Source organism: Aeromonas sp. 25-248, from assembly GCF_053005425.1.
Map to the genome: position 1 here is coordinate 299675 of NZ_JBRKTB010000003.1, position 26095 is coordinate 325769.

The 26095-nt window shown below is 63.8% G+C and carries 19 protein-coding genes and 1 pseudogene; 8 read left to right on the forward strand and 12 right to left on the reverse strand.

Going from position 1 to position 26095, the window contains the following annotated elements:
* Nucleotides 1–197: 197 nt before the first annotated feature.
* From ACVDHI_RS07795 to ACVDHI_RS07805, 3 genes are all read right to left on the reverse strand, one after another.
* The gene (locus tag ACVDHI_RS07795; RefSeq protein ID WP_039038787.1) at nt 198–1247 is read right to left on the reverse strand and encodes a BKACE family enzyme; all 1050 of its coding nucleotides are present in this window, start codon (nt 1245–1247) and stop codon (nt 198–200) included.
* 52 nt (nt 1248–1299) lie between these two features.
* Nucleotides 1300–2148: a TauD/TfdA dioxygenase family protein gene (locus ACVDHI_RS07800; protein WP_266141957.1), complete on the reverse strand. Its 849-nt coding sequence runs from the start codon at nt 2146–2148 to the stop codon at nt 1300–1302.
* Between the two features lie 73 nt (nt 2149–2221).
* Nucleotides 2222–3202 (reverse strand): quinone oxidoreductase family protein, encoded by a 981-nt coding sequence (locus ACVDHI_RS07805; protein ID WP_447211931.1) that lies wholly within the window; start codon nt 3200–3202, stop codon nt 2222–2224.
* A gap of 381 nt (nt 3203–3583) precedes the next feature.
* On the opposite strand from ACVDHI_RS07805, the gene prpB reads away from it, so the two are divergent.
* From prpB to prpF, 4 genes and pseudogenes are all read left to right on the forward strand, one after another.
* A complete protein-coding gene (gene prpB, locus ACVDHI_RS07810; protein WP_447211932.1) occupies nt 3584–4468 on the forward strand; it encodes a methylisocitrate lyase in 885 nt (294 codons plus the stop codon).
* A 64-nt stretch (nt 4469–4532) separates the two neighbouring features.
* Nucleotides 4533–5690 carry a bifunctional 2-methylcitrate synthase/citrate synthase gene (gene prpC / locus ACVDHI_RS07815; RefSeq protein ID WP_447211933.1) on the forward strand — a complete coding sequence of 386 codons (1158 nt, stop codon included), beginning with the start codon at nt 4533–4535 and terminating at the stop codon, nt 5688–5690.
* Between the two features lie 58 nt (nt 5691–5748).
* Nucleotides 5749–8280, forward strand: a pseudogene (acnD, locus tag ACVDHI_RS07820) (Fe/S-dependent 2-methylisocitrate dehydratase AcnD); the annotation flags it as partial.
* Nucleotides 8281–8524: 244 nt separating this feature from the next.
* On the forward strand, nt 8525–9724 hold the full coding sequence (gene prpF, locus ACVDHI_RS07825) for a 2-methylaconitate cis-trans isomerase PrpF (protein ID WP_447211934.1): 1200 nt from the start codon (nt 8525–8527) through the stop codon (nt 9722–9724).
* A gap of 104 nt (nt 9725–9828) precedes the next feature.
* Here the strand turns inward: prpF and ACVDHI_RS07830 are convergent, their stop codons facing one another.
* The 3 genes from ACVDHI_RS07830 to ACVDHI_RS07840 form a co-directional block, all read right to left on the reverse strand.
* Complete coding sequence (locus ACVDHI_RS07830; RefSeq protein ID WP_039038793.1) at nt 9829–10089, reverse strand: DUF6719 family protein; 261 nt, start codon at nt 10087–10089, stop codon at nt 9829–9831.
* A 135-nt stretch (nt 10090–10224) separates the two neighbouring features.
* On the reverse strand, nt 10225–11271 hold the full coding sequence (locus tag ACVDHI_RS07835; RefSeq protein ID WP_447211935.1) for an alpha/beta hydrolase: 1047 nt from the start codon (nt 11269–11271) through the stop codon (nt 10225–10227).
* A gap of 97 nt (nt 11272–11368) precedes the next feature.
* Nucleotides 11369–13525, reverse strand: a complete 2157-nt coding sequence (locus tag ACVDHI_RS07840) for a TonB-dependent siderophore receptor (protein ID WP_447211936.1) — start codon at nt 13523–13525, stop codon at nt 11369–11371.
* 130 nt (nt 13526–13655) lie between these two features.
* Between ACVDHI_RS07840 and ACVDHI_RS07845 the strand changes: the two genes are divergently transcribed.
* The 4 genes from ACVDHI_RS07845 to ACVDHI_RS07860 all read left to right on the forward strand — a co-directional run bounded on the left by ACVDHI_RS07845 (nt 13656) and on the right by ACVDHI_RS07860 (nt 18287).
* A complete protein-coding gene (locus ACVDHI_RS07845; RefSeq protein ID WP_324049170.1) occupies nt 13656–14594 on the forward strand; it encodes a helix-turn-helix transcriptional regulator in 939 nt (312 codons plus the stop codon).
* Nucleotides 14595–14757: 163 nt separating this feature from the next.
* The gene (locus ACVDHI_RS07850) at nt 14758–15414 is read left to right on the forward strand and encodes a Bax inhibitor-1/YccA family protein (RefSeq protein WP_010675134.1); all 657 of its coding nucleotides are present in this window, start codon (nt 14758–14760) and stop codon (nt 15412–15414) included.
* Between the two features lie 264 nt (nt 15415–15678).
* Entirely contained in the window at nt 15679–17820 is a 2142-nt protein-coding gene (yccS, locus tag ACVDHI_RS07855; RefSeq protein ID WP_171865194.1) for a YccS family putative transporter, read from the forward strand.
* A gap of 122 nt (nt 17821–17942) precedes the next feature.
* Nucleotides 17943–18287, forward strand: coding sequence for a TusE/DsrC/DsvC family sulfur relay protein (locus ACVDHI_RS07860; RefSeq protein ID WP_039038798.1), 345 nt, complete (start codon nt 17943–17945; stop codon nt 18285–18287).
* Nucleotides 18288–18392: 105 nt separating this feature from the next.
* Here ACVDHI_RS07860 and dedD read toward each other — a convergent pair whose 3' ends face one another.
* The 6 genes from dedD to ACVDHI_RS07890 form a co-directional block, all read right to left on the reverse strand.
* Nucleotides 18393–19196 carry a cell division protein DedD gene (dedD, locus tag ACVDHI_RS07865; RefSeq protein ID WP_029314728.1) on the reverse strand — a complete coding sequence of 268 codons (804 nt, stop codon included), beginning with the start codon at nt 19194–19196 and terminating at the stop codon, nt 18393–18395.
* A 179-nt stretch (nt 19197–19375) separates the two neighbouring features.
* Complete coding sequence (gene folC / locus ACVDHI_RS07870) at nt 19376–20635, reverse strand: bifunctional tetrahydrofolate synthase/dihydrofolate synthase (RefSeq protein WP_447211937.1); 1260 nt, start codon at nt 20633–20635, stop codon at nt 19376–19378.
* A gap of 2 nt (nt 20636–20637) precedes the next feature.
* Entirely contained in the window at nt 20638–21501 is an 864-nt protein-coding gene (accD, locus tag ACVDHI_RS07875) for an acetyl-CoA carboxylase, carboxyltransferase subunit beta (RefSeq protein ID WP_010675139.1), read from the reverse strand.
* A gap of 119 nt (nt 21502–21620) precedes the next feature.
* Complete coding sequence (gene truA, locus ACVDHI_RS07880; protein WP_048207918.1) at nt 21621–22430, reverse strand: tRNA pseudouridine(38-40) synthase TruA; 810 nt, start codon at nt 22428–22430, stop codon at nt 21621–21623.
* A 166-nt stretch (nt 22431–22596) separates the two neighbouring features.
* On the reverse strand, nt 22597–24723 hold the full coding sequence (locus ACVDHI_RS07885; RefSeq protein WP_447211938.1) for a FimV/HubP family polar landmark protein: 2127 nt from the start codon (nt 24721–24723) through the stop codon (nt 22597–22599).
* Between the two features lie 293 nt (nt 24724–25016).
* Nucleotides 25017–26033, reverse strand: a complete 1017-nt coding sequence (locus ACVDHI_RS07890; RefSeq protein WP_041214974.1) for an aspartate-semialdehyde dehydrogenase — start codon at nt 26031–26033, stop codon at nt 25017–25019.
* Nucleotides 26034–26095 lie beyond the last annotated feature (62 nt).

Here is a 26095-nt window from a genome sequence, read left to right on the forward strand (position 1 = left end):
TCGCGCTACTGCAAATTGGGTTGGGTATTCGGTCAACCAGCCGGTGGAAAGGCCCCCGGCCAGACAATATTGACTCATCACTCAGTTGCCCTGCGTGCTGCATAGTGCAAGGACAACCGCCGTTTGGCAAACAGGTTCTTAGGGCGCTTGGCTTGGGGGCCTTGCGCCCTGACACGCAGATCTGCGTGGGTATTACATCACTTCTTCAGGAAGCCCTGCTGACCGCCCTTTGGATTCGGGGCGAAGCCGTTGGCTGCAAGGGTTTCTTCAACCGTCTCATAGAAAACACCGATTTTGAGGATCTCGCGGGCTTCCTTACCGTTGGCAACTGGACGGCCGATCTCTTTGGCAAGGCGCACCAACTGTTCGATCTGCTCGACGGAGGTCATCTTACGCGAACGGTCCTGGGTCCAGAGGTTATCCTCAATACCGCAGCGCACGTGCAGGCCCATCGCCATGCCCATCAGGTTGATTGGCAGGGTGTTGAGCATGGAACTTTCCACCGTCAGCATGGTGCCGTCAGGAATGGCGCGCAGGAAGTTGGCCATGCTGTAGATATGCGGCTGGTCCATGCCACCGCCAATCGCCACCCAGTTGCATACCAGCGGACCCTTGTAGACACCGCGGCGGATCAGCCGCTCCACCGACTCGTAGCTGTTGATGTTGTAAAACTGGAAGGCACTCTGGATGCCGGCGGCACTCAGACGCTTGACGTGCTCCTCGATGAAGCCAGGGCCGGAAGGCACGATCATCTCGCGGTAGGCTTCGTAGGTATCGGTCCCCATGGAGGTGCCGGCGTAGTCACGCTTATCCATCTGCTCGACCACGTTCATCTGCGTGGTGTTGACGGTCACAGTGACTTGGTCGGGTTTGGGCTCGAGTTCGGCGAGCATGTGCCGAGTGTCGTCATGCAGCCACTTGGCGGCCGCGCCATCTTCTGGCGGCGCGAAGGAGATAGAGCCGCCGACCTGGATGATCATGTCCGGCACGGCCTTGCGCACACCAGCGATCAGTTCGTTGAACATCGACAGGCGCTTGGAGCCCTTGCCGTCCAGTTCACGCACGTGCAGGTGCAGTACGGCGGCGCCCGCTTCGTAGCAGTCGACCGCTTTCTGGATCTGCTCTTCCATGGTCACCGGGATGTCTTCCGGATAGTCAGAAGGGAACCATTCAGGGCCATACGGGGCTACGGTAATAACCAACTTGTCCTGATTTTCAGGGAAGAGAGAACCGTCAAGGAAGTTCATGTCTATTGCCTCAAGTTATTGAAAATTAGCGGTATCACTGGGATGTTACGACTCAGTAAGGCGTGTCGCCCATGATCCCGGCCCGCTCCATCTTGCGATGGCAGGGGGCGTAATCCATGGCGGCGTAGTGCTGGGTGCTGCGGTTGTCCCAGATGGCCACGCTGCCCGGTTGCCAGCGCCAGCGCACCTGGAACTCGGGGATATAGGCCTGGCTGATGAGGTAGCGCAGCAGATCGCTGCCACCCATGGTGTAGTCCTGGCCGACACGGACATTCGCCGGGGTGTGGTAGTTGGTGAAGTGGGTCGCGAAGGCGTTGACGAACAGGATCTTCTCGTCGGTCTCCGGGTGGGTGCGCACCACGGGGTGCTCGGCGTCCGGGAACATGGCCTTCAGGGCGAGCCGCTTCTCCATCGGCATGGCCGCCCCGAAGCTCGCCTCTATGCTGTGGCGGGCGCGCAGGCCGGCGATCTTCTGCTTGATCTCCTCCGGCAGCGCGGCGTAGACCGCCGCCATGTTGGCCCAGAGGGTGTCGCCCCCCACCGGCGGGCACTCCACGCAGCGCAGCACGCAGCCCATGGGCGGTTGCTCGCGCCAGGTGGCATCGGTGTGCCAGGCGTTCTCGTAGCGATCGTTGGGCACATCCGGCGACTTGTAGATGCGCACCAGACCGGGGTGATCCGGATCGCTGCCCGCCACCGGGTGATCCTCCAGCTCGCCGAAGCGGCGGGCGAAGGTCACGTGATCGCTGCGGCTCATCTCCTGATTGCGCAGGAACAGTACCTTGTGCCTGAGCAGCTGGGCACGGATCTCGGCAAACAGCCCTGCGTCGTGGGCCGCATCCGCCAGCTGGACGCCGCTCAGTTCGGCGCCGATATGGCAGGTCAGTTGTTCTACACGCATGTCTCTCTCCCTGAATGACAAGTCGGTGCGCTCAGGCGCCGCCATCGAGTGCGGGCTGGCCTGAGATCCTTGCCTAGATGATGAAAACGGAGGAGCCCGTGGTCTGGCGCGACTCCAGATCCCGGTGGGCCTGCGCCGCGTCCTGCAGCTCGTACTTCTGGTTGACCTCGATCTTGATCCGCCCGCTGGCCACGTGATCGAACAGCTCGCCGGCCAGGGCCTCCTTCTCGGCCGGGTCGGCGATGTAGTCCGCCAGGGCCGGTCGGGTCAGATAGAGGGAACCCTTCATGGCCAGCAACTGGGGGTTGAAGCCGTCGATGGGGCCGGAGGCGGTGCCGACGCAGACCATGAGGCCGCGGCGTTTGAGGGAATCAAGCGAGCCCAGGAAGGTGTTCTTGCCGACGCTGTCAAACACCACGTCAACCCCGGCGCCGCCGGTCAGGGCGCGCACCCGGGTCGCCACATCTTCCCGGCTGTAGTCGATGGTGAAGTCGCAGCCGTGGGCACGGGCCAGCTCGGCCTTGGCGCCGCTCGAGACGGTGCCTATCACCGTCAGCCCCAGCAGCTTGGCCCACTGGGCGACGATGAGGCCGACCCCGCCCGCCGCGGCGTGCAGCAAGATGCTGTCACCGGGCTTGAAGGCGTGGATGCGGCGCATCAGGTAGGCGGAGGTGAGGCCGCGCATGGTCATGGCGGCCGCGGTCTCGCAGGAGATGCTGTCCGGCAGGCGGATGAGCGGCGCGGCCGGGATCAGGCGCTCGGTCGAATAAGCGCCGAGTGCATTGATGAAACCGGTGTAGGTGACGCGATCGCCGACGTCGACGTTGGTGACGCCCTCGCCCACCGCCTCCACCACCCCGGCCGCCTCGACGCCGAGGCCATTGGGCATGGGGATGGGGTAGGTGCCGTTGCGAAAATAGGTGTCGGCATAGTTGAGGCCGACCGCGGCGTGGCGCAGGCGCACCTGGCCAGGCCCGGGCTCGCCCACCGCCACTTGTTCGTAGCGCAAGACCTCGGGGCCCCCGGTTTCATAAAAGCGAATGGCGTTGGCCATGGCGGTTCTCCAGATTCATTCGTGGGTGAAAACATCGTCCAGAGTGAATCTAGGGATTAACGTAAACGTCCGCTTTGCATCGGGCGACAGCCACTTTTCATCTCATGACACCCCCCTTCGAATCCGTTGCCCCCCCTCGGGGAAGAGGCCAGAATCGGCCCTGTTCCCCCATGACGGCGAGGTGACAGTGGCCGGGCATGAATCAAATTGGGAGGCTACTTGATTGAATTACATGAAGTTATACAGGAAGCAGCCGCTGGTGCCCGCCCATTGACGGGCCTTGGACTTAAGCATGATTGACGTTAACGTCAACGTAGTGTGAGATGAACCTGTTCACAGCCAGCATCCGCAGCAGACAAGCACCCCATGAAAGGAGTCACGATGTCCAACCTATCCCCCTCGGCCGGCACGCGTTTTCGCACCGCCCTGGCCAATGAGAAGCCCCTGCAGATCGTCGGCACCATCAACGCCTACATGGCGCTGATGGCCGAGCGCAGCGGCTTCAAGGCTCTCTACCTCTCCGGTGCCGGGGTGGCCAACGCCTCCTATGGCCTGCCGGATCTCGGCATGACCTCCATGAACGACGTGCTGATCGATGCCGAGCGCATCACGGCCGCCACGCAAGTGCCGCTCCTGGTGGATATCGACACCGGCTGGGGCGGTGCCTTCAACATCGCCCGCACCGTCCGCGCCTTCGAGCGCGGCGGGGTGGCCGCCGTCCACATGGAGGATCAGGTGGCCCAGAAGCGTTGCGGCCACAGGCCCAACAAGGCCGTGGTCTCTCTGTCCGAGATGGTGGACAGGATCAAGGCGGCGGTGGATGCCCGCCAGGACGAGAGCTTCGTCATCATGGCCCGCACCGACGCCCTGGCGGTAGAGGGGCTGGGCTCGGCCCTGGAGCGCGCCGCTGCCTATGTGGAGGCGGGCGCCGACATGATCTTCGCCGAGGCCGTCACCGAGCTGGATCAGTACGACCGCTTCAAGCAGGCGGCAGGGGTGCCGATCCTCGCCAACATGACCGAGTTCGGCAAGACCGAGCTGTTTGACAAGGAGGCGCTCGCCTTGCATGGCGTCGACATGGTGCTCTACCCGTTAAGCGCCGCCCGCGCCGCCAACCAGGCCGCCCTCAACGTCTATCAGCAGTTGCGCCGCGACGGCCACCAGCGCGCCGTGGTCGACACCATGCAGACCCGGGAGTCTCTCTACGACTTCCTCGGCTACCACCACTACGAGCAGACCCTGGACAGACTGTTCACCAAGGAATAAGCCCGCGACCAGCCGCCTCATGCTGGCGGCTGGCGCTTCAACGGACTGAATGAGGAAACATGTGATGAGCGCCATTCCCGAAACCACCGGCTTCAAGCCGAAAAAATCCGTCGCCCTCTCCGGCACCGCCGCCGGCAACACCACCCTGTGCACCGTCGGCCTCTCCGGCAACGACCTGCACTACCGTGGCTACGACATCCTGGACGTGGCCACCAGCTGCGAATTCGAAGAGATAGCCCACCTGCTGGTGCACGGCCATCTGCCCAATGTGGCGGAGCTTGCCGCCTACAAGGCCAAACTCAAGGCCCTGCGCGGCCTGCCCACCGGAGTCAAGACCGCCCTGGAGCAGCTGCCCCCAAGCGCCCACCCCATGGACGTGATGCGCACCGCCGTCTCCGTGCTGGGGTGTCTGTCGCCGGAGAAGGACGATCACAACCACCCGGGCGCCCGGGACATCGCCGACAAGCTGATGGCCTGCTTAGGCTCGGTGCTGCTCTACTGGTACCACTTCAGCCACAACGGCAAGCGCATCCATGTGGAGACCGACGATGACTCCATCGGCGGCCACTTCCTGCACCTGCTGCACGGCGAGAAGCCACGGGACTCCTGGGTGCGCGCCATGCACACCTCCCTCATCCTCTACGCCGAGCACGAGTTCAACGCCTCCACCTTCACCGGCCGCGTCATCGCCGGCACCGGCTCGGACATGTTCTCCTGCATCACCGGCGCCATCGGCGCCCTGCGCGGGCCCAAGCACGGCGGCGCCAACGAGGTGGCGTTCGAGATCCAGAAGCGCTACGAGAATCCGGACGAGGCGGAGGCCGACATTCGTGCCCGCATCGAGAAGAAGGAGGTGGTCATCGGCTTCGGCCACCCGGTCTACACCGTCTCCGATCCCCGCAACAAGGTGATCAAGGAGGTGGCCCGCGCCCTCAGCCAGGAGCAGCACAACACCAAGATGTTCGACATCGCCGAGCGGCTGGAGTCCACCATGTGGGAGGCCAAGAAGATGTTCCCGAACCTGGACTGGTTCAGCGCCGTCAGCTACCACATGATGGGGGTGCCCACCGCCATGTTCACCCCGCTGTTCGTCATCGCCCGCACCTCCGGCTGGTCGGCCCATGTCATCGAGCAGCGCATCGACGGCAAGATCATCCGCCCGAGCGCCAACTACGTCGGCCCGGAAGATCTGGTGTTCGTCCCGCTCAAGGAGCGCCAGTGATGAACAACGCCCACTATCTCGCCCGCGTCCGCGCCGAGAAGAATCAGGAGCGCAAGTGATGATAAACACTCAATACCGCAAGCCCCTGCCCGGCACGGCACTCGACTACTTCGACGCCAGGGAGGCGGTCAACGCCATCGCCCCCGGCGCCTGGGATAGGCTCTCCTACACCGCCCGCGTCCACGCCGAGAACCTGGTTCGCAAGTGCGATCCGGCCATCCTCGGCGAGTGCCTCGGCCAGATAGTGCACAACAAGCGCGATCGCGACTTCCCCTGGTTCCCGGCCCGGGTGGTCTGCCACGACATCCTGGGCCAGACCGCCCTGGTGGACCTGGCGGGCCTTCGCGACGCCATCGCCGAGCAGGGGGGTGATCCCGCCCAGGTCAACCCCGTGGTGCCGGTGCAGCTCATCGTCGATCACTCGCTCGCCGTCGAGTGTGGCGGCTTCGATCCCCAGGCGTTCGAGAAGAACCGCGCCATCGAGGATCGCCGCAACGAGGATCGCTTCCACTTCATCAACTGGACCAAGCAGGCATTCAAGAACATCGAGGTGATCCCGCCAGGCAACGGCATCATGCACCAGATCAACCTGGAGAAGATGTCCCCGGTCATCCACGCCGATCGCGGCCTGGCCTACCCGGATACCTGCGTCGGCACCGACAGCCACACCCCCCACGTGGATGCCCTCGGCGTCATAGCCGTGGGCGTGGGCGGGCTGGAAGCCGAGAACGTGATGCTGGGGCGCGCCTCCTGGATGCGGCTGCCAGAGATCGTCGGCGTCGAGCTCTCCGGCAAGCCGCAACCCGGCATCACCGCCACGGATCTGGTGCTGTCGCTCACCGAATTCCTGCGCCAGCAGAAGGTGGTCGGCGCCTATCTGGAGTTCCGTGGCGAGGGCGCCGCCGCCCTGACGCTGGGCGACAGAGCCACCATCTCCAACATGGCGCCGGAATATGGCGCCACCGCGGCCATGTTCTTCATCGACGGCCAGACCATCGACTACCTGAAACTGACCGGCCGTGACGACGAGCAGGTCAGGCTGGTGGAAACCTATGCCAGGGAGGCGGGCCTCTGGGCCGACGCCCTGGTGGACGCCCAGTACGAGCGGGTGCTGCACTTTGACTTGTCGAGCGTGGTGCGCACCCTGGCTGGCCCCTCCAACCCCCATCGCCGCCTGCCGGTATCGGCATTGGCCGAGCGCGGAATCGCGGTGGACCTGGACAAGGCTCGTGCCCAGGAGGCTGACGGCCTCTTGCCCGATGGCGCCGTCATCATCGCCGCCATCACCAGTTGCACCAACACCAGCAACCCGCGCAACGTGATTGCCGCAGGCCTGTTGGCCCGCAACGCCAACCGGCTCGGCCTGATGCGCAAGCCCTGGGTCAAATCCTCCCTCGCCCCCGGCTCCAAGACGGTCGCGCTTTACCTGAAAGAGGCGGGGCTGATGGATGAGCTGGCACAGCTCGGCTTCGGCGTCGTGGCGTTTGCCTGCACCACCTGCAACGGCATGTCCGGCGCGCTGGATCCCGCCATCCAGCAGGAGATCATCGAGCGGGATCTCTACGCCACGGCGGTGCTGTCGGGCAACCGCAACTTCGATGGCCGCATCCACCCCTACGCCAAGCAGGCGTTTCTCGCCTCCCCGCCGCTGGTGGTGGCCTACGCCATCGCCGGCACCATCCGCTTCGACATCGAGAAGGATGTGCTGGGGGTGGTGAACGGCAAGGAAGTGCGCCTCAAAGACATCTGGCCGAGCGACGAGGAGATCGACGCCGTGGTGCGCGCGGCGGTCAAACCGTCCCAGTTCCGTCAGGTCTACATCCCCATGTTCACCATAGAGGAAGACCTGGGCCCGAAAGTGGCGCCCCTGTATGACTGGCGCCCCCAGAGCACCTATATCCGCCGCCCACCCTACTGGGAGGGGGCACTGGCGGGTGAGCGCACCCTCAAGGGGATGCGGCCGCTGGCGCTGTTGCCGGACAACATCACCACAGACCACCTCTCCCCCTCCAACGCCATACTGCGCAGCAGCGCGGCCGGCGAATACCTGCACAAGATGGGCCTGCCGGAGGAGGACTTCAACTCCTACGCCACCCACCGCGGCGATCACCTGACCGCCCAGCGCGCCACCTTCGCCAACCCCCAGCTGGTCAACGAGATGGCGGTGGTGAACGGCGTGGTGCAGAAGGGGTCCCTCGCCCGCGTCGAGCCGGACGGCAAAGTGATGCGGATGTGGGAAGCCATCGAGACTTACATGGCACGCAAGCAGCCCCTCATCATCGTGGCCGGTGCCGACTACGGTCAGGGCTCGTCCCGTGACTGGGCAGCCAAGGGGGTGCGCCTTGCCGGGGTGGAGGTGATCGCAGCGGAAGGCTTCGAGCGCATTCACCGCACCAACCTCATCGGTATGGGGGTGCTGCCGCTCGAGTTCAAACCGGGCACCACCCGCCTCACGCTGGGCCTCGATGGCACCGAGACCTATGACGTGGTGGGGGAGCGCCAGCCGCGCACCGATCTCACTCTGGTGATCCGCCGTCGCAGCGGCGAAGTGATCCAGGTGCCCATGACCTGCCGCCTCGACACCGCCGAGGAGGTCTCGGTCTATGAGGCGGGCGGCGTGCTGCAACGCTTCGCCCAGGATTTTCTGGCGTCGACCGCGCAAAAGGCCGCAAGCTAAATCGCAACCCCGCTCCACCCCTTTGAAAAAGGGGAAGGCATAAAGCACCCTCTCCCTTTGGGAGAGGGTTGGGGTGAGGGGAAATCCCTCACATCCGCCCTTCGGGTACCTTCTCCCAGAGGGAGCAGGATCCATGACTCTTTTCAGGACACTCTCTATGGCCCACATACCACAAGTAAAAATCCCGGCCACCTACCTTCGCGGCGGCACCAGCAAGGGGGTCTTCTTTCGCTTATCTGACCTGCCCGAGCGCTGCCAACAACCAGGCCCGGCACGGGATGCCCTCTTCCTGCGGGTCATCGGCAGCCCCGATCCCTACGGCGCCCACATGGACGGCATGGGGGGGGCCACCTCCTCCACAGCCAAGTGCGTGATCCTCTCCAAAAGCCAGCAACCCGATCACGATGTGGACTACCTCTACGGCCAGGTCGCCATCGACAAGGCATTCGTGGACTGGAGCGGCAACTGCGGCAACCTCTCCACCGGCGCCGGGGCCTTCGCCATCCACGCCGGCCTGGTGGACCCGTCCCGCATCCCGGAGCACGGCACCTGCGAGGTGCGCATCTGGCAGGCCAATATCGGCAAGACCATCCTCGCCCACGTGCCGGTGACGAACGGCCAGGTGCAGGAGACAGGCGATTTCGAGCTGGACGGCGTCACTTTCCCCGCCGCCGAGATCGTGCTGGAGTTTCTCGACCCATCCGACGAGGGTGAGGAGGGCGGCGCCCTCTTCCCCACCGGCAATCTGGTGGACGATCTGGAGGTGCCCGCGTCTGTTGTAAAGAGCGGCGTACTGAAAGCCACCCTGATCAGCGCCGGCATCCCCACGGTGTTCGTCAACGCCGAGGACATCGGTTATGAGGGCACCGAGCTGCGCGAGCAGATAAACACGGACCCCGAGGCCTTGGCCCGTTTCGAGGCGATCCGGGTTGCCGGTGCCCTGCGCATGGGGCTCATCAAGCGCCCCGAAGAGGCGGCCACTCGCCAGCACACCCCGAAAATTGCCTTCGTCGCACCCGCCAAGGATTACCGCACCGCCAGCGGCAAGGAGATTATTGCCGGCGAGATCGATCTGCTGGTGCGGGCCCTCTCCATGGGCAAGCTGCACCACGCCATGATGGGCACCTGCGCCGTGGCCATCGGCACGGCGGCGGCCATTCCCGGCACCCTCGTCAATCTGGCCGCCGGGGGCGGCGAGCGCGAAGCGGTGCGCTTTGGTCACCCCTCCGGCACTCTGAGAGTCGGAGCCCAGGCAGAGCAGGTCGCGGGACAGTGGACGGTCACCAAGGCGGTGATGTCCCGCTCCGCCCGCATCCTGATGGAAGGCTGGGTGCGGGTCCCTGGAGATGCCTTCTAGCCCGCTGCGGCATCACACCGACCAGGCCAGCCAGACGAAAAGAGCCCCAAGGCGACTGCCTCAGGGCTCTTTTTTGGATGTTTCAGGCTGTGAAAATCACATCATCATTGCGGTCTTGCCACACACTCCACCTTTCTTGGCACATTGTGCTTCGCGTCCCCGCCGATGAGCCGCTTGACCTGCCCGGGTGGGCAGCGACCGTCATCCACATAGGCGGTCTCCCCAAGGGGCAGCCTGCCTGGGGGCGGATCCTGACTCAGATAGGTAACGGGAATGGGCGCAGGCGCAAACCCACTGCACCCCGACATCAGGAGTGCGCCGCACCACAGAGCCAGCATGCCTCCCCTCTTTCCTGCAACCGCCATCGCTCACTCCCTGCCTCTGTCGGGGCACCGACCCGGCGCCCCTCGTTTCGGCAGTCTACCCAGGGATGGCGCCGGACCGACACCCGTCTCCGGCACCGTTGTGACGATTCCAGACACAGGCAAAAAATCGGCTTTTCACGGCTTCGTCCCGTAGTAGTGGGCCAGCAGGGCATCGGCCTCGTCCACGGAGATCGCCATCTGCGGCCAGCGCGCGGCCTTCTCCCTGATGTCCCGCAGGCTCCCCAGCTCCGGGCGCAGTGCGCTGCCGAGGTGGCGGTTCAGGGCATCAAAGCGGGCGATCACCCCCTGTCGGCTGAAGTGACCGGGCGCCAGATCCAGCCGGTAGCCCTGAAACAGCCACTGGAGTCCCTGATAGACGGCGGGGTGGTAGACGCTGTGGTGATCCTCCTCCTCGAAGTAGCGGCTGGTGACGTGCAGGTTTGCGCCGGGCGCTGCCACCACCTGCCGGGCAAACTGCTGCAGGCGATCCCGGTGAAACGCCGAGCGCCCGAATCCCGGGGTGAAGGGGTTGTTGGCCACCGCCATAAACAGCGAGGAGGCGTGCCTGAGCGGCCCGGTCAACTCCGACGCGATGCGCTCGTAATTGCGGGGGTAATCGAACCAGAGGCTGGCGTCGATGGCGATCACCCCCTGGAACTGGCCGCCGTCTTGCGCCTGGGCATCGAGTGCCAGCAGGCCGCCGAGGGAGTGACCCACCAGCAGGGCTGGCGCCTGGGTCCGAAACCTCTCCTCGATGAGGGGGCGCAGCTCCTCACTCAGATAGCGCAGGAATCGGGGCCCGCCCCCCGTCACGGCATAGCCGGGCCCCGCCGGTGCCCCATTGGGCAAGGTCATGGTGTGGCTCGGGGTGTAATCCCGCATCCGGTCGGTGTTGTGGACCGCGACGATGATGAGGGGGGGGATAGCCGGATTGAGCCCGGCCCGCAGGGCCCGGGTGATGCCGACAACCTCCAGCAGACTCTTCTCCCCGTCAAGCAGATAGAGCACGGGGAACCGAGCCCCGGGCTCGCGTTCATATTCCTGGGGCAGGGAGACACTGTATTGCCGCGTCTCCCCCAGCAGGGCCGAATGGTGGGTGAAGCGCTGGGCGTAGTGGAGCATGTCTGCCTGGGCAGAAGAGAGTGTGATCATGGTGAGCAGCAGGGTGATGAGTCTTGTCATGAGATGAACCAGGATTGTGTCGCCAGCCTTGGGGATCCCCCGTAGGGCGGCGCACAGAGACGACAACAGGGCCCGCAGGCCCTGCTGTCGTCGGTCGTTACAGCTTGTAGGTGAAGCCTGCCATCAGGTTCGCCGGCTCGCCGTACATGTTGAAGGTGCTGGTGGAGCCGACCCGGTAGAAGTACTCCCGGTCGAGCAGGTTGTAGAGGTTCAGGGTCGCCTGCATTCTGTCGTTGATCTCGTAACGCACCGCCGCATCGAACAGGGCATAGCCCCCCTGATGGGTCTCGACCCCCTTCTGGTTGAAGCCGTAGTCGCTCACCGCCGTCATGCCTGCCCCGAGGTGCAGCCCCTGCACCCAGTCGGCCAGGTGGTAGTCGGTCCAGAGTGAGAGGGCGTGACGGGGGATGGTGTCGAATTTCGGGTTGTGATCCCCGGCCTTCTCCTCGATGTCGGTGAAGGTATAGCCGGCCATCACCATCCAGTTCTGGCTGAGATAGCCGCTCGCCTCCAGCTCCACCCCTTGTGTCTCCACCTTGCCGGTCGCCCAGTAGGTGTTGGTGATGGCGATGCCCTGATCGTCGTAGGCCTGGGCCGCGATGTTGTCGTCCTTCATCAGGAAGAGGGTCGCCCGGGTGTTGAGCAGGCCGTCACGCAGCGAGGACTTGATGCCGGTTTCCCACTGGCTGCCCTCCCGGGGCTTGAGCAGGTTGCCGCTCTCGTCCTGGCTGGTCTGGGGCTTGAACACCTTGGAGTAGCTGGCATACCAGGCGTGTTCGTCGCTCAGGTCATAGACGGCCCCCGCGTAGGGGGTGAGCTTGCCGTTGAACGCACTGGACTCGCCGCTCTGGGCTCCGGAACTCAGGGTCGTGCTGACGACATCCAGATCGTACCAGGAGACGCGGGCCCCGGTGATCACCGAGAGCGGCTCCATCAGCCGCCAGGTCACCTTGCCATACAGACCGAGCTCCGACTGCTCCTCATGGTCATTCTTGGTGTAGCTGTAGTCCGGCTTGGCGACCCGGGTCGGGTCGAAATCGAACACATTGATCTTGCCGAGGTTGCGGTTGGTGTAGGTCTGGATGTCCGACTCGTAGCGCTTGTAGTCGGAGCCCAGCACAAACTCGCTCTTGTGCCCCAACAGATCGAACATCTGGCTGTAGTTGGCATCGAAGGCCATGTTCTTCTGCTGGTTCCCCTGGCCGTTGAACATCAGCCCGGTGTTGCCCGCCGCGTCCACGGGGCCGTTGGTGAAGGTCTGCTCCAGCCGCATGTCGTGATCCATGTAGCGGGCCGAGACCTGACCCACCCCGCCGTTGGCAAAGGCGTGTTGCAGCGAGGCCCCCACATCCGTGGTGTCGGCGTCGAAGAAGTCTTCAGCCGACCCCAGGTAGGTGCTGCGGCCGATGTCGAGCAGGGAGCCGTCCTTGTACGCCGGCAGGCCGTTGGTGGGCAGGATGTCCTTGGTCTGGTGCAGGGCGTAGACGGAGAGCCGGGTGCGATCCGAGAGATCGAACTCCAGGGTGCCGTAGTAGGTACCGTTGTCGTTGTTGTTGTAGTCCACCTGGTTCTTGATGTCGGCGTTGGCCACCACGACGCGGCCGCGCAGGGAACCCTCGTCGTTGAGTGCGCCCCCCATGTCCGCCTCCAGGTAATGCCTGTCCCAGCTGCCATAGCGCGCCGTGACCGAGCCCTTGAAGGCGTCGGTCGGACGCTTGAGCACCATGTTGATCACGCCCCCCAGCTCGCTGGTGCTGTTGAAGAGGCCGGAGGGGCCGCGCATGATCTCCACCCGATCCACCGCCGCCAGCGACGGCAGGGTGCCGTACTTGCTCTGCATGGGCGATGGCAGACCGTTGAGGTTCACCTCGTCGTATTCATAGCCGCGGGAGAAGATGGAGGAGCGACCGCTGTCGTTGACCAGGGTGCGCAGACCCGGCGTGTACTTGGCCAGATCGTCCACCGCCACGAAGTTGCGCTCCTCGATGTAGTCGTTGGTCAACACGGTGATCGACTGGGGGATGTCTTTGAGGGCCGCCGGCGTCTTGGTGCCGACGGTGGCCGAGTCGACCCCATAGCCTCCCGTCTCCTCCGACGGCGACATCCCGTAGAGTGGATTGCCATAGACGACCAGGGTTTCGTCCGGCTTGATGTCCGGTGTGTGTGCCCCTGCCGGGGCGGCAAAGGTGACGGCCAGAGCGGCAGAGATGGCCAGAGCCAGCGGGCTTCGCGCTTTATCCTTCAAGACAACCATAGTAAGAGTGACCCCAAGATAGAGATGATAATCATTTTCATTTAATTTTCCGGGGGCTAATATATCACTCCATCTTCCGCCGCAGTTTTGCGGTGTGGTCATTTCACTCTTCGACATGGTCAAATTGCACATGACTGACACAGTGGCAAGGGACACCAGCGCACGCCAGCGAGGCCGCTTCACCGGCAGGGTGGAGAACCTGGTGATCCAGGAGGGTCTTCGCTTTCACAACAAGGACATCGTTCACAAGGCAGACTTCGCCACCGAGCGGGAGTTGCCGCCGCAGTTGATCATCGCCATTCCCCTCGAGAGCCGGGCCCTGATGACCTATGGCGCCACTCACAGGCTCAAGGGGTGCCGCTTCCATGAGTCCGACCCCATAGTGGCAACCGCCATCCTCTATACCGAGCCCGACATCGTTCAGGGGGCGGCCAAAGCCCAGGTGCGCAGCCGCAGCATCGTCCTCTCCCTGGACCACACCTGGCTCGCCCACAACCTGGCACAGGCGCATCGCAAGGCTTTCGCACAGACCTTCAGCCGCCATCTGAGCCGCGTCGACTGGACCCTGCCCGCGGCCCTTGGACAGATTGCGGAAGCGCTCAATCTCACCAGCAGCCAGAACGCCTCCGAGATGCTGATGCGCAAGGCCTTTGCCCTCAGTGTCTGGGAGAGCCTGATGACCAACCTCCAGCAGGCCGCCTCCCCCTGTTGCCAGCGCCAGAACGAGCAACCGACGCGCCTCAAGATGCTGCTCAGGGATGAAAAAGTGGACGAGATGACCCTGACCGAGATCGCGGCCACCCTCGGCATGAGCGTCTCCACCTTGCAGCGAGCCGCAAAAAAAGAGCTGGGCATGAGCCTGCAGCGCTACCTTCGCCAGCGAAAGCTGCAAGAAGCGCGGGCCAGGCTGGAGGCGCGCAGCCTCTCTCTGCAAGGCGCCGCCGCCCACGCCGGCTATGACCATGTGGCCAATTTCATCACGGCGTTTAGAAAGCAGTTCGGCTTCTCGCCGACGCGGATCGCCAGACAGGGTAAAAAGCAGGAGCAGGCGCCCTCTGCAACGCCTTGAGCCTCCTTGTTCATGCGCAATACATCTTTGCTCTGGGATAGTAGGCACCACGCAGGTGGGGTGGCGCTTGAAATCAGCGCTCGTCATCCACACATTCAGTGCATACAATGCGTTAACGAAGCACACTTGGTCGCTTCACCCCGGAAATCAAGAGGACATCAAGATGGATACCCGTTCTATCTACACTGGCACCCAGGGTGCCGTGCGCGACACCAACAAGGTGCTGCGCAACACCTACATGCTGCTCTCCCTCACTCTTGGCTTCTCAGCCGTGGTAGCCGGGGTAGCGACCGTCATGAACATGCCGCCCCTGCACTGGGCCGTGTTCCTCATCGGTGTCTACGGCCTGATGTTCCTGACCGAGAAGAACCGTGACAACGGCATGGGGCTGGTGTTCACCTTCGCCCTGACCGGCCTGCTGGGCTATAGCCTCGGCCCCATCATCAACATGTACATGAACAACGGCGGCGGCGAGATCGTGATGACGGCGCTGGGCGGTACTGCGCTCACCTTCTTCGGCCTGTCTGCCTATGCCCTGACCACCAAGCGGGACCTCTCCTTCCTCGGCGGCATGCTGTTCGTCGGCTTCTGGGTACTGCTGGTAGCCATGGTCGCCAACATCTTCCTGCAGATGAGCGCCCTGAGCCTGGCCCTGTCCGCCATGTTCATGCTCTTCTCCTCCGGCGCCATCCTGCTGACCACCCAGCAGATCGTGCGCGGCGGCGAGACCAACTACATCTCTGCCACCGTCACCCTGTATGTCTCCATCTACAACATCTTCCTGAGCCTGCTGAGCCTGCTTGGCGGCAACCGCAACTGATGGATGCTTGATATGCACAAGACCCCGCTTCGGCGGGGTTTTTATTGGCGCCCATTTCTGTCAGGATAAGTTGCAAATCAAGGATATGAAGCGAAGTGGCCCTGATCCAAATCAGGGCCGTTTCGTTGCCGACGGGTTATGCTGTCGCTTTCGTTTCGCTCAAGGGTTGCCTTCATCCCATGCCCATGGACTTCTCAGGTTTATTGCGCCGTCTGCTGACCGACAGCCACATCGATTTCACCTCGTTCAAGGGTGGTGCCTAGCATGCCGATGGATTTCTCCGGCCTGCTGCGCCGGCTGCTGACAGACAGCCACATCTATTTCGCCCTCAAGGTCCTGCTCGCCATCGCGGGGCTGCTCGCCTTCGCGCTGGCTACCGGTGACATCCAGCTCACCGTGCTGCTCTCCCTCGGGGTGGTGGCCGGCGCCATCGCCGAGACCGACGACAGCCTCTGGGGCCGGGTCAAGAACCTCGCCATGACCCTGCTCTGCTTCCTGTTTGCCTCATTGTGCGTGCAGTATCTCTTCCCCACCCCCTGGCTCTTTGCCATCGGGCTCGCGGGCTCCACCTTTATCTTCGTGATGGTGGGGGCCCTCGGCCAACGCTACGCCACCATCAGCTTCGGCTCCCTGCTGATTGCCATCTACACCATGCTGGGGGCCGCCAAGGCGCCGGATCTCTTCTATCAGCCGCTGGCCCTGTGCGCCGGGGCCCTCTGGTACGGCCTGGTGTCCCTGGTCTGGCTCTGGCTGCTGCCCTACAAGACCCTGCACGAGCAACTGGCCCAGAGCTACTTCGCCCTCGCCCGCTACTTGCAGGAGAAATCCCGCTTCTTCCCGGCCGACGAACACGGCGCCCAGGCCATCCGCCACAATCTGGCCCAGCTCAACATCAACCTGGTCAATGCCCTGAACCAGGCCAAGACGGCGCTCAATGCCCGTCTTCATGCCCCCGGCCGCCACGGGGTGGCCCCCGAGCTCGCGGGCCTGCTGCGCCTCTACCTGCTTGCCCTGGAGATCCAGGAGCGGGCCACCTCCAGCCACTACCCCTACAGCAAGCTGGAAGCGGAGCTCAAGCAGGGCATCGTCCTCGACGGCTTCCAGGAGGTGCTGTCACAGCTTGCCGACGCCTGTCAGCAGCTCGGCTACGCCATCCTGGTGCACAAGCCCTACACCCACCACAAACGCATTCACTGGACCCTGGAGGCCCTCGGCGATCAGCTGGAGTTCACCCACCTCAAGCAGCACTACCCCAAGACCCTGCTGACACCGATGAAGTTCCTGCGTCGCAACCTGGCCAGCATCAACCAGTTGCTGCAAAGCGCCGAAGAGCTGCAAAACCCCGCAGCCCCCCCCACCAGCCTGCCTCCCCTGGCACGGCCGGTCGCCCTGCCCCTGCTGGCATTGCTCAGGCAGCACCTGACCCCCAACTCCATGGTGTTTCGCCATGCCCTGCGGCTCTCCCTCGGGCTGGTAGTCGGCTATGGCATTCTGCAGGCGTTTCACCTGGACAAGGGGTACTGGATCCTGCTCACCGTATTGTTCGTCTGCCAGCCGAGCTACAGCGCCACCCGCCGTCGTCTGGTGCAGCGGATGCTCGGCACCTTTGCCGGTATCCTCATCGGCGTGCCCGTGCTCTGGTTCTTCCCCGAGCTGCACCTGCAACTGGGGATCATGGGGCTGGCCGCCTTCCTGTTTTTCACCCAGGTGCGCAGCAACTACAGCGCCGCCGTCTGCTTCATCACCCTCTACGTGCTGATGGCGTTCAACCTGCTGGATGGCATCGGCTTCGCCATCCTCGGACCACGCCTGCTCGATACGCTGCTCGGCTGCCTGCTCTCCTACGCCCTGGTGGCCTGGCTCTGGCCCGACTGGCAATACAAGCGGTTGCCGACCCTTATCGCCAACTCCCTGTCCGCCAATGCGAAGTACCTCTCGGCGGTACTCGCCAGCCTGCATCGCCAACGGGATGAATCCCTGGACTACCGGGTGGCCCGCAAGTGTGCCCACCTCGCCGACAGCGAGCTGGCCATGGCCTGGCAGAGCATGCTGGTGGAGCCGAGCAAGCGCCGCCGCTTCCTGGATCTCTGCTTCACTCTCACCTGGCGCAACCATGCCCTGCTCTCCTATATCTCGGCACTCGGGGCCCATCGCGACAAACTCGAGCCCATCGAGGGGCTGGAGGAGATAAGCCGCCACATCAGCCAGACCCTGGAGCAGGCCGCCGGTCACTTGGCGGGGCAGATGCCGACGCCGCTCGCGGGAGCCTGTCCAACCATCGCTCCGGAGAGCAGCGAGGAGCAGCTGATGCTGAGCCAGCAGCTCTCCCTCATCAGCCAGTTGGCAGACGAGCTGTTGGTGCTGGCCAACGACGGCCAGTTGCTGACAGGTCAGGGGCGAACCTAGCCGGACATAGCCGCCGGGCCAGTCCCACCCGAGGCAGGCGCCAAGCGCCGCCCCGGTTGCCGGACGGGACGCAAGGCGCTACCATGCCCGCCCCATTGAGATAGCCTTTTCGAGGAAGCGTCATGTCCGAGCCACACCATTTGCAGTTCAACGGCCAACTCATCGAGACCGATGCCCAAGGCTATCTGCGCCACAGCGAGCAATGGAGCGAGGCGCTGGCCTTGGTGCTGGCCGAGAAAGAGGGGATAGTGCTGGAGGATCCCCACTGGGAAGTGGTGCGTTTCGTACGGGCCTTCTATCTGGAGTTCAACACCTCCCCCGCCATCCGAGCCCTGGTCAAGGCGATGGAAAAGCAGTACGGCCCGGAGAAGGGCAACAGCCGCTACCTCTACAAGTTATTCCCGGAAGGCCCCGCCAAGCAGGCCACCAAGATCGCAGGCCTCCCCAAGCCGGTGAAGTGCATCTAGTCCTCCTCGGCAGCCCGATAGCCACACTGCCTCCCCCGTGTTGGACACAAAAAAAGACCGCGCCCATGTTGCCATGAGGCGCGGTCTTTTCATTTCATCGTCCTGTCAGGGGTTGTAGGCCACCACGGAGCCGCTCAAGCCCGTCATCTGGCTGATCCGGCTCTGCATGCCCTGCAACTTGGCCTTGGAGACATCCGGCCCGATGAAGACCCGGTTGATCTGCCCCTGCACCGGGGTTCTCGGCGACGTCTGGGCCGAGTAGCCCGCCGCCCTCAGCTTGCTCACCAGGGCATTGACGCTGTCTGCATTCTTGAAGGCGCCAAGCTGCAGGATCCAGCTCCCCTGAGCCGGGGCTGCTGCCGGTGCCGTAGTCGGCTGGGCCATCTTGCTCGCGATAAGATCATCCATGGTCTTGATCTGGCCCGCCTGTGGCTTGGCCTCCACCGGTTTTTGCACCTCTACCGGCTTGGTTGGCACCGGCTTGGGTTTGGGCTGTTCCACCGGTTTCTTGGCGATCACTTCCGGCTTGGGCTCGGGTTTGGGCTGGGGCTTGGGTTGTGCCACGGCCTGTACCGGCTGCTGCTGGGTGATGGGAGCCTGACTGGCTCCCGCTGGATTGGCTCCCCCCTGATTGGCCAGGGTCACGGTATCGCCAATCTCCTCTACTTGCCACTGGGTCGCGGCAGAGGCCTGCTGCTGACTCGCCAGATGCTCGGCCGGCAGGGTGCTCGCCGCCGAGACCTGAAGCGCAGGCTTGGCGGGCTCCAGCTCCGGACGCAGGGGGATCTTGGCGAAGGCCTCGTCCTTCTGCTCCAGCTTGTTGCCGTCCATCAGGTCCGGCAGAAAGATGACCACCAGGGCGACCAGGATGACGGTCCCCACCAATCTGTTTTGAAACTTCGAAGCCAAGTTAATTTCCACCCATGTTACTTAGGATCCATTGCAATCTTGCACACTTCGCAAAGAACGCCTCCCCTCACGCCGGCTGGCGAAGCCGGATCCCTCGCCACCCACTTGGCCTGAAAGGGGATTATCCAGTGCAAAACCCGGCCCGTCGTCACGTTGACGGAGCCAGGGGAGCGAACGGCTCAGACCGCGCCCAGAGCCAGCACGTCGGCGACAGTGTAAAACGAGCCGAACACAATGACCATATCGTCAGGACTCGATGCGGCCAAGGCGGCGCCGTAGGCATCCCCCACGCTGGCAAAGGTGAGCGCCGCGCCCCGGCCGCTGCCAAGGGCCGTCGCCAACTGGTCGGCCGTGGCCGCGCGCGGGCCGTGGAGGCTTGCCAGGAACCACTCGTCAATCAGACCGTCAAGCTCGGCCAGCGACCCCGCCATGTCCTTGTCCTTGAGCATGCCAACCACGGCGCGGCGCTTGCCCTTGCCGGGGCGCTGACGCAGCTGGCTGGCGAGATAGGCCGCAGAGTGGGGATTGTGGGCCACGTCGACGATGACCAGCGGCGAGGTTTGCAACTGCTGCATCCGGCCAGCCAGGCGGGCATTGGCCAGGCCGTCGCGGATGGCGGACTCCGCCAATGGCAGACCGAGGGACTCCAGCGCCGCCAGCACGGTGACCGCATTCATCAGCGGCAGGGCCGGTTTGGGCAATCCCGACCAGTGGTGCAGGCCGTGATAATCCCAGTCACCTTCATGCTCGTCACCACGAAAATCGATGCCGACCTGACGCAAGCAGGCGCCGAGGCGCGCCGCTTCGCTTGCGATGGTCGACGGCGGATTGGGCTCCCCGCTGATGGCGGGTTTACCTTTGCGATAGACGCCAGCCTTCTCCACCGCCACCGCCTCCCGGGTATCCCCGAGCCAGTCGCAGTGATCCAGGGCAATGGAGGTGATCAGGGCGACGTCCGATTCCACCACATTGGTGGCATCGAGCCGCCCCCCCAGCCCCACTTCCAGCAAGAGCACATCGGGCGCGGCGCGTCGAAACAGCCACAGACCTGCCAGGGTGGCGAACTCGAAGAAGGTAAGGGCGATGTCGCCCCGGGCGGCTTCCACCTCGGCAAAGGCCGCGCAGTGATCGCCATCAGCCAGCTCCTGGCCATTGACGCGCACCCGCTCGGTAAAGCGCAGCAGATGGGGGGAGGAGTAGACACCGACCCGGTAGCCGGCGGCCATCAGGATGCTGGCCGCCATGCCGCAAGAGGAGCCCTTGCCGTTGGTGCCCGCCACCGTGATCACCTTGAACGGCAGTTCGGTGAGGCCCATGCGGCGGGCAACCGTGCCGACCCGCTCCAGCCCCATGTCGATGTTGGCCGGGTGGATCTGCTCCAAATAAGAAAGCCAGTCGACCAGCGACCGGCTTTGGGATTGTTGCATGTGTGAACTCATCTTCAGTCTTCGATGACCTGAGTGTTCATCAGCTTGGCCAGCAGACCGGCCAGACGGTTGCGCATTTCGCGCCTGTCGATGATGAGATCGATGGCACCCTTCTCCAGCAGGAACTCGGAGCGCTGGAAGCCTTCCGGCAGTTTCTCGCGCACGGTCTGCTCGATGACGCGGGGGCCGGCAAAGCCGATCAGCGCCTTGGGTTCGCCTACGTTGATGTCACCCAGCATGGCCAGACTCGCTGAGACGCCACCCATGGTGGGGTCGGTCAGCACGGAGATGAAGGGCAGGCCCGCCTTGGTGAGGCGATCTAGGGCCGCACTGGTCTTGGCCATCTGCATCAGGGAGAACAGGGCTTCCTGCATCCGCGCACCACCGGAGGTGGAGAAGCAGACCAGGCCGCGGCCCTCCTTGATGCTCTCCTCGACGGCGCGCACGAAGCGGGCTCCGACCACGGAGGACATGGAGCCCCCGATGAAGGAGAACTCGAATGAACAGGCGACGACCGGTACCCCCTTGAGGGTCCCCTTCATCACCACCAGCGCATCCTTCTCGCCCGTCTCTTTCTGGGCGGCAGACAAACGATCCTTGTAGCGCTTGGAATCCTTGAATTTCAGGATGTCTTGCGGCTCCAGCTCGGCCGCGACTTCGCTGCGTCCCTCGGCGTCGAGGAAGCTCTCGAGACGGGCACGTGCGCTGATGCGCATATGATGGTCACACTTGGGGCACACTTCGAGATTGCGCTCCAGCTCTGCCCGGTAGAGCACCTGTTCGCAAGCAGTACACTTGGTCCACACCCCTTCCGGAATGTTGTGACGACGCGGTGTGGTGATCTTGCTCTTGGGAAGGATCTTCTCAAGCCAGCTCATGGAATTCCTTAATGCATTTGTGCCTGACAAAACACATCGAGCCTTGATTGTTCAATGACTTAACGGCTCGATGGCAATAAACGACGGATCATTAAACCACAAATTTTCGGGCCCAGTTACTAAAAACTGGTCGTACCCGGTGCCGAGTCCGGCAGCCACAGCGGACCGAGGGGCGGCCGGGGCAACCCGAATTCTGCCGGGTAATCCACATCCACCAGATAGAGGCCGCCCGCCTTGGCGGTCGGGCCCGCCAGGTTGCGATCCTTCGCCGCCAGCACCTCGGCAATCCACTCCACCGGTTGAAGCCCCTGCCCCACCAGCAGCAGGGAGCCGGTGATGTTGCGCACCATGTGATGCAGGAAGGCGTTGGCCTTGATGTCGAGCACGATGTAGGGGCCGGAACGGCTGACACACAGGTGGGTCACATTGCGCCAGGGGGTGTTGGACTGACAGGCGACGGCCCGGAAGGTGCTGAAGTCGTGCTCCCCCAGCAGGCTCTGGCCCGCCTGGTGCATCAGCGTCGCGTCTATGGTTTCGTGGTAGTGACTAACGCCACTGCCGAGGATGGCCGGGCGGTAGTTGTGGTTGTAGATGACGTAACGGTAGCGACGGGCGGTGGCGCTGAAGCGGGCATGGAAATGCTCGTCCACCTCCCTGACCCAGCGCACGGCGATGTCAGGGGGCAGGTTGGAGTTGAGCCCCAGGGTCCAGGCGCCTTCTGCGCGGTTCGACTCGGTATCGAAGTGGATCACCTGGCCGGTGGCATGCACCCCCGCATCGGTGCGACCGGCACACTGGATGGAGACGGGGTGGTTGGCGATGCGGCTGAGGGCTTTTTCCAGTTCCTCCTGGACGCTGATCACTTCGCGCTGGCGCTGCCAGCCGAAGTACCGGCTGCCGTCATATTCAATACCAAGGGCAATTCGCATGGGTAACGGTGTCTTCTGATGAAAGGATGCAGTGAAAGAAACGGGGCGGATTATACGCGCTCGAGCTCAAAAGTCCCAGACCGGGCGAGGCCGCGGTGCGGGGCCCCCAAAGAGAGAGGGCAGCCCGCGGGCTGCCCTCTCTGGTGCATGGATGACAAGGGCCTGCCTAGCCCAGGCGCTTGAGCAGCTTCTGCGCCTCGCTGCGCTGGTGCTCGCTGCCCTGGGCCACCGCCTCTTCCAGCAGCTCGCGGGCGCTCTCCTTGTCGTCGATCTCGAGGTAGGCCCGGGCCAGATCCAGCTTGGCCCCCACCCCGCCGTCATCGGCATCCACATCAAAGCCGTTGGACTCCGGCAGCACCTCGGGGAAACCGTCCAGCCCCACATCCAGAGAGAAGCCCTGATAGGGTTCCTGCTCCGTGCTGCTGGCATCGGCATCGGCCAGCAGCTTGTCGATTTCAACGAAGTCGCTGTCTTGCACCTGCTCGCGGGGTTTCACCTCCCCCTGATGGGACTCCACCTCGGCGAAGGCATCCTCGAAGTCCGCCAGGGCCAGCTCGCTGGGATCCCACTCGGACGCCGCCGACTTGGTGGGCTCCAGCCCGAGCTCTGCCAGCATGTCGTCCACATCGTCCTTGCCAAACCCCGTCTCGTCGATGTGCGGCGCCTTGGCGGCCAGCTCATCGTCGGTCGGCTCGCCAAACCCGGTCTCTAGATCGCTCAGATCGAAGTTGGCCAGTGTCTCGTCACGCTGGCTGCGGCTCTCCTTCTGGGCCTGGGCCAGATCCGCTTCCAGATCCGCGTCCAGCTCGGCAAACAGGGCGGCCTGCAGCTCCTCCTCGGTCATGATCTCGTCATGACCACGGGCAGAGGAGGTGGGCTCGTCGGAGAGATCGAGTTCCGGCACCACGGGCAGATCGAAGTCACCCTCGTGGGCCAGATCCAGCTCGGGCACCAGATCCGGATCCCGGTTCGCCGTCGTCACCGCAGGCTCCACATCAAAAGCGGAGAGCGCCGTCTCGTCATCCCGGAAGATGACATCGGCGGCAGCACTGGCGCCATCTTGCTTCCTGCTCACTTCCGGCTCGTTGAGATCCGGCATGCCATGGAGGGGCTCGTCATCCGCGATCCCCACCGTCATCAACTGATCAAACTCGCTGTTCTCGTCTCCCATGACCATGGAGGTCGACTCGGAGAGGCTCTTCTCCTGCTCTTCCAGCTCGCGGCGAGCACGAGCACGCAGCCAGAGCGTGACCAGGGCAAGCACCAGGAGTACCGGCAGCAGGATGATCATGGCGAGATTGAGCGGCGAAGAGAGCAGCTCCATCAGCCAGCTCTGTTTGGGCACAGGCGCCACCACGGGAGGCGTCGGATTGGCCTTGAGTTCCGCCACCTCTTTTTGCAGGGCGGTCTGATCCTGCAACTGGGCCTTGAGGGTCTCCACCTCTTCGGTCAGGGCTTGCAGGCGCAGCTTGAGCCTGTGGTTCATCTCGGTGACCTGGCCGAGCTGGGCGTTGGCATCTTCCAGGGCCAGCGCCATCTCGGTAGAGGGTTTGCCCACCGCAGTGGCGGGCAGGGGCGCCGGCGCCGTGCTGGCGGCGCTGCTCGCAGCAGCGCTCACCACCACGGGGGTGGAGACAGCCGCCTTGGCGGTCTCCTTCACCTCGGGGGCTGGAGCCGTTGCCTTGGGTGCCGCCGGGATCGGCGCCGCCTTGGGCGGTGTATTCTTGGCCACCACAGCCGGCTTGGCCGGAGCAGGTTTGCTCACCACCGGCTGGGCGACGTGGGATTGCTTGTTGGCCAGGTATTTGGGGCTCAGCCCCTTCCAGCTCGCGTTGTCGCTGTTGAAGCGACGGCGTGCTTCGGCATCCGTGATGCGCCCCGCCTCTGCGGCGGTGGGCAGCAGGATGTGGGAACCCACCAGAATATGGTTGATGTTGCCGTCTGCGAAGCTTCGGGGGTTCTTGTCATAGATGGCCACCATGGTCTGGTAGACACTTACCCGGTTGGACGGGCGATGCTTGCTCGCCAGACTCCAGAGGGTATCGGTGGGACGCACGGGACCATAACTGCCAGCCGACGCAGCAGGCACCTGACGCACGATGGGCTGGGCTCTGGGCAGGGTGACGGGCGCCACGGGCTGGGCCCGGGGCTCTGGTTGCACCGCGGGGGGCGGTGAGCCATCCGGTCCCTTGAGTTCGACAAAGAAGGGTTCTCGCGCCCCCTCTTCGGCCTGAACCGTGCCCAGAAGCCCCAATGCGAGTAGCGTTGCCAGCGTTATGCGGGAATGTCCCATATTCGTTCCTTCGTATGACGGCCCTATCACATTGAAAAATCTGGATAGTTACCCCAAAACAATCGGCTCAATATAAATCAGGCGCCGGTCTCAAGCCAGCGATCCGACATATTTCGCGCCCGGCGGCGACCAGAAAGCAGCCCCAGACGCGAACCAGAGTGTAGAAAAAAACCTAGTCCACTGATATCACACGGTATTCCAAAAACCGGAGAGTGGGTTCCCGGTCACATCCCGGGGCCAGGGCGCCCACATCAAGGCGGGGTTCCCTCCCCGCCCGGGGCCGACATCCGGCCTCAGAGGTAGTCGCGTACCAGCAGTTCGGCAATCTGCACGCTGTTGGTTGCCGCGCCCTTACGAACGTTATCGGCCACGATCCACATATTGATACCACTCGGATGAGAAATATCCTGGCGTACCCGCCCGACCATCACATCATCCTGGCCGGTGGCATCGCGCACCGGGGTCGGGTAGTCCCCTTCATCATCAAACAGGGTGACCCCCGGGGCATTGCGCAGCAGCTCCTTGACCTGCTCGGCGTCCAGCGGCTGGTGCAGCTCCACATGGACCGCCTCGGCGTGACCGTAGAAGACCGGCACCCGCACGCAGGTGGGGTTCACGGCGATGCTGGCATCCCCCAGGATTTTCTGGGTCTCCCACACCATCTTCATCTCTTCCCGGGTGTAGCCGTTGTCGGTGAAGGCATCGATCTGCGGGATCAGGTTGAAGGCGATCTGCTGCGGATAGAGGGTCGGCTCCACCGGACGGCCGTTGAGCAGGTGGGCGGTCTGGCCCGCCAGCTCGCTCACCCCTTCCTTGCCGGAACCGGAGACGGACTGGTAGGTCGCCACGTTGATGCGACTGATGCCCACCTCGTCGTGCAGGGGCTTGAGGGCCACCAGCATCTGGATGGTGGAGCAGTTGGGGTTGGCGATGATGTTGCGGTTGCGAAAATCGGCCAGCGCGTCCGGGTTCACTTCCGGAATGACCAGGGGAATGTCCTCGTCGTAGCGGAAGCAGGAGGTGTTGTCGATGACGATGCAGCCGTGCTCGGCGGCGATGGGCGCCCATTTGGCCGAGACCTCGGCACCGGCGGAGAAGAGTGCGATCTCCACCTGGCTCCAGTCAAAGGCCTCCACATCAAGGATGTCGACGTTCTTGCCGCCAAAACGCACCGTGTCCCCAGCGCTGCGACTGGAGGCGAGCGGATAGAGCGTCGCTACCGGGAAGGCGCGCTCCTCCAGGATCTCGATCATGGCCTGACCCACGGCGCCGCTGGCACCCAATACCGCTACGTTGAATTGCTGACTCACTGATCTGTTCTCCTGTGATGCGGCCCGTCGGGGCCGGGCATGAGGGCCCCGGCTGGCACGCG

Coding starts and splice junctions, on each gene's coding strand:
- ACVDHI_RS07795 (WP_039038787.1), bottom strand. CDS start 1,247: ATGAACTTCCTTGACGGTTCTCTCTTCCCTGAAAATCAGGACAAGTTG.
- ACVDHI_RS07800 (WP_266141957.1), bottom strand. CDS start 2,148: ATGCGTGTAGAACAACTGACCTGCCATATCGGCGCCGAACTGAGCGGC.
- ACVDHI_RS07805 (WP_447211931.1), bottom strand. CDS start 3,202: ATGGCCAACGCCATTCGCTTTTATGAAACCGGGGGCCCCGAGGTCTTG.
- prpB (WP_447211932.1), top strand. CDS start 3,584: ATGTCCAACCTATCCCCCTCGGCCGGCACGCGTTTTCGCACCGCCCTG.
- prpC (WP_447211933.1), top strand. CDS start 4,533: ATGAGCGCCATTCCCGAAACCACCGGCTTCAAGCCGAAAAAATCCGTC.
- prpF (WP_447211934.1), top strand. CDS start 8,525: ATGGCCCACATACCACAAGTAAAAATCCCGGCCACCTACCTTCGCGGC.
- ACVDHI_RS07830 (WP_039038793.1), bottom strand. CDS start 10,089: ATGGCGGTTGCAGGAAAGAGGGGAGGCATGCTGGCTCTGTGGTGCGGC.
- ACVDHI_RS07835 (WP_447211935.1), bottom strand. CDS start 11,271: ATGACAAGACTCATCACCCTGCTGCTCACCATGATCACACTCTCTTCT.
- ACVDHI_RS07840 (WP_447211936.1), bottom strand. CDS start 13,525: ATGGTTGTCTTGAAGGATAAAGCGCGAAGCCCGCTGGCTCTGGCCATC.
- ACVDHI_RS07845 (WP_324049170.1), top strand. CDS start 13,656: ATGACTGACACAGTGGCAAGGGACACCAGCGCACGCCAGCGAGGCCGC.
- ACVDHI_RS07850 (WP_010675134.1), top strand. CDS start 14,758: ATGGATACCCGTTCTATCTACACTGGCACCCAGGGTGCCGTGCGCGAC.
- yccS (WP_171865194.1), top strand. CDS start 15,679: ATGCCGATGGATTTCTCCGGCCTGCTGCGCCGGCTGCTGACAGACAGC.
- ACVDHI_RS07860 (WP_039038798.1), top strand. CDS start 17,943: ATGTCCGAGCCACACCATTTGCAGTTCAACGGCCAACTCATCGAGACC.
- folC (WP_447211937.1), bottom strand. CDS start 20,635: ATGAGTTCACACATGCAACAATCCCAAAGCCGGTCGCTGGTCGACTGG.
- accD (WP_010675139.1), bottom strand. CDS start 21,501: ATGAGCTGGCTTGAGAAGATCCTTCCCAAGAGCAAGATCACCACACCG.
- truA (WP_048207918.1), bottom strand. CDS start 22,430: ATGCGAATTGCCCTTGGTATTGAATATGACGGCAGCCGGTACTTCGGC.
- ACVDHI_RS07885 (WP_447211938.1), bottom strand. CDS start 24,723: ATGGGACATTCCCGCATAACGCTGGCAACGCTACTCGCATTGGGGCTT.